Source organism: Streptococcus sp. 1343 (genome assembly GCF_013277355.1).
In the GTDB taxonomy this organism is placed as follows: domain Bacteria; phylum Bacillota; class Bacilli; order Lactobacillales; family Streptococcaceae; genus Streptococcus; species Streptococcus pseudopneumoniae.
Genome location: NZ_VMMT01000078.1, coordinates 1 through 7,714, shown reverse-complemented (window position 1 = coordinate 7,714; position 7,714 = coordinate 1). Strand labels below are relative to the sequence as shown.

6 protein-coding genes and 2 pseudogenes are annotated in these 7,714 nt (G+C 39.2%); 1 reads left to right on the top strand and 7 read right to left on the bottom strand.

The window, feature by feature from the left end; translation table 11 throughout:
• Positions 1-101: 101 nt before the first annotated feature.
• Together HT709_RS10665 and HT709_RS10660 are read right to left on the bottom strand one after the other, a co-directional pair.
• Positions 102-2,099, bottom strand: coding sequence for an ABC transporter permease (locus tag HT709_RS10665; RefSeq protein WP_172925757.1), 1,998 nt, complete (start codon positions 2,097-2,099; stop codon positions 102-104).
• 1 nt (position 2,100) lies between these two features.
• On the bottom strand, positions 2,101-2,859 hold the full coding sequence (locus HT709_RS10660) for an ABC transporter ATP-binding protein (protein WP_000173358.1): 759 nt from the start codon (positions 2,857-2,859) through the stop codon (positions 2,101-2,103).
• A gap of 426 nt (positions 2,860-3,285) precedes the next feature.
• Between HT709_RS10660 and HT709_RS10655 the strand changes: the two genes are divergently transcribed.
• Positions 3,286-3,477, top strand: a complete 192-nt coding sequence (locus HT709_RS10655) for a hypothetical protein (protein ID WP_000680781.1) — start codon at positions 3,286-3,288, stop codon at positions 3,475-3,477.
• 142 nt (positions 3,478-3,619) lie between these two features.
• On the opposite strand, the gene HT709_RS10650 is transcribed toward HT709_RS10655, so the two are convergent.
• The 5 genes and pseudogenes from HT709_RS10650 to HT709_RS10630 form a co-directional block, all read right to left on the bottom strand.
• The gene (locus HT709_RS10650; RefSeq protein ID WP_001085048.1) at positions 3,620-3,892 is read right to left on the bottom strand and encodes a PspC domain-containing protein; all 273 of its coding nucleotides are present in this window, start codon (positions 3,890-3,892) and stop codon (positions 3,620-3,622) included.
• 58 nt (positions 3,893-3,950) lie between these two features.
• Positions 3,951-4,400, bottom strand: coding sequence for a SprT family protein (locus HT709_RS10645; protein ID WP_001054508.1), 450 nt, complete (start codon positions 4,398-4,400; stop codon positions 3,951-3,953).
• Positions 4,387-6,516, bottom strand: coding sequence for a Tex family protein (locus HT709_RS10640; RefSeq protein ID WP_014017280.1), 2,130 nt, complete (start codon positions 6,514-6,516; stop codon positions 4,387-4,389). The genes HT709_RS10645 and HT709_RS10640 overlap by 14 nt, the downstream gene beginning before the upstream one ends.
• Before the next feature lie 73 nt (positions 6,517-6,589).
• A pseudogene (locus tag HT709_RS10635) lies at positions 6,590-7,095 on the bottom strand (DUF1919 domain-containing protein); the annotation flags it as partial.
• Between the two features lie 175 nt (positions 7,096-7,270).
• A pseudogene (locus HT709_RS10630) lies at positions 7,271-7,714 on the bottom strand (IS630 family transposase); the annotation flags it as partial.

Here is a 7,714-nt window from a genome sequence, read left to right as displayed (position 1 = left end):
TGTTTTGAGCAACCTGCGGCTAGCTTCCTAGTTTGCTTTTTGATTTTCATTGAGTATAAAATACAAGAAATACCTCGATTTTGAAGTCGAGGTATCTTTTTTTACATTTGCACAATCTTGCGATAGCTTCTTGAAGTAATCATGAAAATCAACACATAGGCGATGAGGAAGATAGCGCAGATAGCGCAGATAGACAAGGTCACAATCAACATCATAGTCGTATCTATTACACCAATCACTTTTAAAATCAGACTAAGCATATGGTAGGCAAAGGCGAGATGTATGAAGGCAAAGAGCAAAGGAAGGAAGAAAACAGTTAAAACCTGTTTGTTGATGGTTTGCTTAATTTGCTTTTTATCTAAACCGACTTTCTGCAAGATAATAAAGCGCTCACGGTCTTCATATCCTTCAGAAATTTGTTTGTAGTAGATGACCAGAACGGTTCCGATCATAAAGATAATGGATAGGAAAATACCGATAAAGAAGACACCACCAAAGAGGGCACTCATCTGAGAACGAGCATCTGCTAGATTGCTACCATAAACATAGCTATCTTCTGTGTTTAATTGAGCATTAAACTGATTGAGGTATTTTTCATACTCTTCAGCGACCTTGAGTTGTTCTTCTTCACTGATATTTACATTCATACCGCCGTAAAACTGATTATAGATAGCCGAATCTGGGAATTGATCCAAAAAGGATTGTAAATCAGGTACAACAAGGTAATTGTAATCAGCAGTCAAAATATTAAACTGATTTGGGACATGGTTGACAATGAAATCTTTATCAAATTCTTCTTTGACAGAAAATTGATGATCATTTAGAGTTAGAGCTTTCTGTTCTTTAACTCCCTCATTCTTTGCAAAGAGTCCGACCTCATTTCCTGAAAGAGACAGTTTTTGACCAGTCATATTTTCATAATCTTTTTGGTCAAATACCATGAAAACTGTTGTAGGTTGAACACGATTTTGTCCTTTTTCAAAAATAGTTAACTTATTTCCTTCTTGGTTTGCAACACCAAAGTAAGTATAACGAATCACTTCTTTCTCTTTAATCTTATAACCTTTGTCACTTGCAAACTGGCTCAAGAGTTTGTCTAAATCTTCTTTTTCAACATTTTGTCCTGAAACCCCAAAATCATGAGGATTTAGAACTTTTTTAAAGGATTCTGCGGAATTGAAAATGCTTGTCGCTGCTGACATGGTTACCAAAACCATTGTTGACAAGATAGCGATGGTTGCTAGTCCAACCGCATTTTTCTTCATACGGAAAATCAAGTTGGAAACAGAGATGAGGTTATTAGGTTGGTAATAGTATTTCTTATTTTTCTTTAAGATTTGTAGGAAGACTGTAATCCCTGCATTAAACAAGAGATAAGTACCAAAGATAACCAGCAAAACAGCTATGAAGAAGGTTGTTAAGGCTGTAAGAGGATCTTTTACCGTAAGGGCAAGATAATAGCCAATCCCTAAACTAATCGAACCAAGAATCGTTTGGAGAGGTAGGAAACGACCTTTTTTCTCACCACTAGCTTTCTCACGTGAGAGCTGAAGGGCATTCATACGGGCGATTCGAAGAGCATTCAGGAACATGAGACCTAGGAAAATCAAACCGAAGACAACAAGTACTGTAATGACAACTTTCATCTGGAAGGTAGCGACTAGTTCTACCTTTAATTTCATCAGTTTGAGCAAGAAAGCAAAAATCAACTTGTCAAACAAGACCCCAATACCAATCCCTGCACCAACAGTTAGAATTCCAAATAGCACCAACTCCTTAAAGGTCATACTGATTAGATGGCGCTTTTCCAATCCCAACATGCCATAAATCCCCAGTTCCTTGGAACGATTTTTCATGACAAAACTATTGGCATAGAGGACGATAATGGCTGACGCAAGGGTGACGACAAACATACCAAATCCAAGTGTAGCCTGAATGGTTGTTCCTCCACGGATTTCCGCAATCTTTGGATTGAAGGTTAGAGAGTAAAAGAGATAGGTGACGGTGACTGCCAAGAGAACAGCCAGCGCAAAAGGATAGTAGAGCTTGCGGTTTTTAATCAAGTTCGATACCGCTAACTTATTAGTTAATCGAAACATACTAATTCACCTCGCTTGCCATGACAGTCAAGGTATCAGAGATTTCTTGGAACATCTGACGCTCTGTCTTCTCTCCACGGTAGATTTGATTGTAAAGAATGCCGTCCTTGATAAAGAGTACACGTTTAGCTCTGCTAGCTGCTGCTGTTGAGTGGGTTACCATGAGAATGGTTTGGCCGCGCTCATTGATTTCATCAAAAACATCAAGAAGAGCTGCAGAGGACTTGGAATCAAGGGCACCTGTTGGCTCATCCGCAAGGAGAATTTCAGGTTCTGTGATGATGGCGCGTGCTACTGCTACACGCTGTTTCTGACCACCAGAAATCTCGTAAGGGTACTTCTCTTGCAATTGGTTGATACCTAGATTCTCAGCTGTCACCACCAATTTCTTCATCATCTCCGTAATAGGTCTTCTTGACAAGACAAGCGGAAGCAAGATATTGTCCTTAACAGAAAGAGTATCTAGCAAGTTAAAATCTTGGAAGACAAAGCCTAATTTTTCACGACGGAAGCTAGAAGCCTGGGAATTTTTAATGGTTGCGGTGTCCGTTCCATTAAGATAAACCTGCCCACGACTTGGTTTATCCAGCATAGCTAGGATATTGAGAAGAGTGGATTTACCAGAACCAGACTCACCCATGATGGCAACGTAGTCACCTTTTTCCACGGTAAAGTGAATATCCTTGAGGGCTTCTACTTGGTTGCCCTGAAAACGAGTTTTATAAATTTTTTGAACGTGTTTTACATCTAAAAGTGTCATGAGAATCTCCTTTCTTAATATCCCATTAAATGAAATGTTGCTTGCATCATAGCGCATCCCAGTTGAACACGCTCGATATCTTTGTGGCTTGGTTTTCTTGTTTTCTTCTGTAAGATTTGTTTCATGATGTTACTCCTTTGTTCTTTATGAGTCTAGTTTACATCAAAAAAAGACCTCTTGCCATAACCTAACCTTACAAAAAGGACTTTAATCTTACATTTTTGTAAGATTGGGGGAAATGTAGGCAAAATTACTTATAAAATGATTTGATTTCCTATTTTTAAAATTGTAAAATATAAGTGTGAAAAGGCTTACTTTGGAAAGGGGGAATCGGAACTATCATTTGAGTAAGCTTACCTAGATAACATGCCATTAAATTCAACACTTTCAAATCGAACTACCTATAAGGAAAGAAGGTGCGCCTTAATGAAACACAAAGAATATATACTCATCGGACTTCTCTATCTCCTCTCTCCATTCATCGGTCAACTCTTAGTTGAAAAAACATACTTTATCGGTACAGAATTTACAGCTACTGCTTATGCTATTTGCTGGTTATCAGTTGTTATCAGCATCCACCATTTTTCCAAAAATGTATTGTCTCAGCATGAAAAATAGATTAGAAACATGAGTTCAAAAGAATGCTTTTAGTTTGTAGATGAAGCTGGAAAAATATTATTAAAAGTAAAAAAGCTTTAAATCAAGCAGTTTAGACTATTGATTTAAAGCTTTTTGCTTATTCTAAATCTTTTGTAAAACCTCACCAAAACCAGCCTTCATTATCGTCAATGGCTTGGGCTTCTTTGCGTTTGCGTGGGCCTGTTCCGTACATTTCTGCTTCGATTTCTTCCTTGGTTGGCATGACAGAAGCTAGGATGATATAGATAATCACACCAAGTCCAAAGTTTGCGACTGTAAAAATAGCAAATAGAAAACGAACAAGGGTAACATCAAAGTTCCACTTGTCTGACAGACCTGCCAGAACTCCTGAAATCATGCGATTTCGTCTCATTTTATAAAATTTACTGTTCATGATATTTCCTCTTTCTGCTAGGTTAGACATAGTATATCACGGGTAGGCTCGGCTTTCATCAGTCCTCAGGCTGATTTACTAGTAGCAACTTTCCTCGACAAACTCCACAGCGATAGCGTTTGGTATCAATCCTTCGCTTGCGCTGATAAGTTTGCTGGCAGGATTGGCAACGATAAAGCTTGATTGGCTTGGAGTTTCTATTTGGCAAGGTTGGCACAAAGCGTAATCCATCCACTGCTTCCAAAAGTTCCTTAAAATCCCGATCCTTGTGTTGATAGCCCTTCCCTTGAAAATAGAGGTGATAATGACAGAGTTCATGTCGGACAATTTTCCTAAAAACATCCAGACCCAGTTCCTGATAAACCTTGGGATTAAAATCCAAATGCCCATCTTTGGGGAAAAATCGCCCACCTGTCGAACGTAGACGCCTATTCCACTGGGCATGATGGATAAAAGGTCTGCCGAAGTCTTCTAGCGAAACCTGCTTGACGTAATCAGTTAGATTCATCTGGAGCTAGGAGCGACAGATTGACTTTTTCACGTTCAGTATCAATTTTCTTGACCCAAACGGTCACCAAATCTCCAACTGACACCACTTGGCTAGGATGTTTGATAAATTTGCGACTCATGTGGGAAATATGAATGAGACCGTCCTCGTGAATTCCAATGTCAACGAAGGCACCGAAGTCAACGACATTACGCACCACACCCTCTAGCTTCTGCCCAACCACTAAGTCCTTGATATCCAGGACATCTTGGCGAAGCATAGGTGCGTCAAAGGAATCACGGAAATCTCGACCTGGTTTGAGAAGATCTGCAATGATATCTTTAAGAGTTTCGGGACCAAGGTCTAGCCCTTGCGCCATTTCCTTGACTGAAAGAGACTTGAGTTTGCCTTGGGCTTCTTCATTCAGGTCCTTAATGTCCAAGCGTTTGAAAAGTTCCTTAACGGCAGCGTAATTTTCTGGGTGAACTCCTGTATTATCAAGAATATTGCTACTTTCAGGGATACGAAGGAAACCAGCTGCCTGTTCAAAGGCCTTAGCCCCCAAACGAGGAACTTTCTTGATTTGGGAGCGTGAAGTGATTTTTCCTTCTTCTTCACGGTATTTGACGATATTTTCAGAGATGGTTTTATTGAGTCCAGCTACGTGTGAAAGAAGAGCTGGGCTGGCTGTATTGACATTGACACCGACTTGGTTCACCACGGTATCCACGACAAAGTCCAGACTTTCAGACAGTTTCTTCTGACTGACATCATGCTGGTATTGACCGACACCGATTGACTTAGGATCGATTTTGACCAATTCAGCAAGGGGGTCCTGCAAACGACGGGCGATAGAAATAGCAGAGCGTTTTTCAACGGTCAAGTCTGGAAACTCCTGACGAGCAAGTTCGCTGGCAGAATAGACCGAAGCACCACTTTCATTTACGATGACATAACTAACCTCAGGAAAATCTTTAAGAACTTCCGCCACAAAGGCTTCACTTTCACGACTAGCAGTACCATTTCCGATGGCAATAATCTCTACACCGTATTGACCAATCAAGTCTGCCAAATCTTTCTTGGCTTCTTCGATTTGACGAGCTGATGCTGGTTTAACAGGATAAATGACCTGAGTTGTCAGCATTTTCCCAGTTGCATCAACGACAGCTAGCTTGGCACCTGTACGAAAGGCTGGGTCAAATCCAAGAACCATGCGCCCTTTTAGAGGAGCAACCAAGAGAAGATTGCGCAGGTTGTCAGAAAAGAGTTGAATAGCTCCCTCTTCTGCCTTCTCGGTTAATTCTGTACGAATACGGCGCTCGATAGCAGGCAAGACCTTTTTCTTAACGGATTGCTGAACAACTTCATCAATATAAGCATTTTTCACCTTGAAACGAGTAGCAAAAAAGGCAAGAATACGGTCCGTCGCATGTTCAAAACCGATCTTCAAGACACCTAGCTTCTCCCCACGATTGAGAGCCAAGGTACGATAGCCTTGCATAGTTCCAACTGTCTCTGAAAAATCATAATAAATCTGAAAAACCTGCTTTTCATCAAGACTTTCATCCTTGGCTTGAGAAGTGAGTTTAGAGTGTCTCAGCACTTCCTGATAAGTCATAGAACGCAAGGTCACATCTTCCGATAAGGCTTCGACCAAAATATCAACTGCACCGGTCAAGGCTCCCTTGCCAGTCGCAAATCCTTCACAGACGAACTTTTCAGCTTCTTTCTCCAAGTCAACTATATTCTGCAAAATCAAGCGAGCAAGAGGAAAGAGTCCAGCTTCACGGGCAATGGTTGCCTTGGTACGACGCTTTTCCTTATAAGGAAGATAGAGTTCTTCAACGTCTGCTAATTTTTCGGCAACTAAGATAGCTTCTTCCAATTCCTTGGTCAACTTACCTTGTTCTTGAATCTTAGCTAAGACAGCTTCCTTACGGTCATTGAGATTTGTCAGACTTTTATCCAAATCAATAATAGCCTTAATCGCCACCTCATCCAGACTACCAGTCATGTCCTTGCGATAACGCGCCATAAAGGGAATAGTCGCCCCTTCAGCTGTCAAACTTAGAACGGTATCAATTTGCTTTAACGTCACTCCCAAATCCTGAGAAATTTTTTCATATTTTTTATCCATGAAACTATTATACCACAAGCTAAACATTTTAAATTAACTCGTAGAACATTTAAAAAATATGTAGGGAATAGATTTATATGCTACAGCGCAATAACTTGCACTTAAAGAGCATTGCCACCTTTTTTAACCAAGCCATGATATCAAAAGTATTTAATGGATTAGACATAATAGCCAGTTCTGGAAGATGTTCCTGACCTGGAATAACACATTGATTTTTCAAATTTTTATATGGACGATTGACTAAAATTAATTTATTAGAATAAGGAAGATTATCCATCTTATTTAAAATTTCTTCACTAGCTGAATCTTTATTATCAAATTTAAAATATAGATTATCCCAATTTATGCGTTTTTTCTTTTTTCCCACTTAGTCCGTGCTTCTTCAATACTAGAATAATGTAGAAAATGAATATCTATATCCCCTAAGTGCCCCAAAGGATAAACTTCATGGGTCCAGCTCGGTGAAACAAGTTCCTCTTCGAAAACAAGTTCTTGTTCCATATAGTACCGAAAATCCTTTGTAAGTTTATAATAATCATCAGGAAGAATAAATAAACCAACAAAAGGTGTTCTATATTGGCTTTACAATAATAACTTCTATATCTTTAAATGTTTGTCTATCAACTATTAATAAAGACTCTAATAAACTATTTTTATCTCCTTGATGTAATAAAATAACACTGATTAAGCAAGTCAATTTTACTACCTCCTATAATTTTCTGATAATGATTTTCTTCTTATTTCAATTATATAATCATTTAGTTTTAAAAAAGCGTTCCAAACATTCAAAAATAGTTGGGACTTCCCTTAATAAATCTGTTACTTTCTTTTTCAAGATAGCCCATGCTTGCTCAATAGGATTCAAATCTGGTGAATAAGGTGGTAGAGGTAAGAAAAAGTGTTTATCTTGGATGCAGAGTTCATCCAAAATGTTCTTGGGATCAAAACTAGCATTGTCCATGACAATAACATGAGGTGTCTTCAAAGCAGGTAGGAGTTGCGTTTTGAACCACTCCACAAAGAAATCGCTTGTCATGCTGTTCTTGTAAATCATGGGAGCTATAAACTCTCCGTCTACTTGTCCTGCAACAATTGAAGTTCGCTCAAAACGACGTCCGCTAATCTTTTCATAGACTTTCTCCCCTCTAGGAGCCCCTGCATAAGGACGATAGAGGTAACGGTCGATTCCTGTTTCATC

Coding starts and splice junctions, on each gene's coding strand:
- HT709_RS10645 (WP_001054508.1), bottom strand. CDS start 4,400: ATGAATCTAACTGATTACGTCAAGCAGGTTTCGCTAGAAGACTTCGGC.
- HT709_RS10640 (WP_014017280.1), bottom strand. CDS start 6,516: ATGGATAAAAAATATGAAAAAATTTCTCAGGATTTGGGAGTGACGTTA.
- HT709_RS10655 (WP_000680781.1), top strand. CDS start 3,286: ATGAAACACAAAGAATATATACTCATCGGACTTCTCTATCTCCTCTCT.
- HT709_RS10650 (WP_001085048.1), bottom strand. CDS start 3,892: ATGAACAGTAAATTTTATAAAATGAGACGAAATCGCATGATTTCAGGA.
- HT709_RS10665 (WP_172925757.1), bottom strand. CDS start 2,099: ATGTTTCGATTAACTAATAAGTTAGCGGTATCGAACTTGATTAAAAAC.
- HT709_RS10660 (WP_000173358.1), bottom strand. CDS start 2,859: ATGACACTTTTAGATGTAAAACACGTTCAAAAAATTTATAAAACTCGT.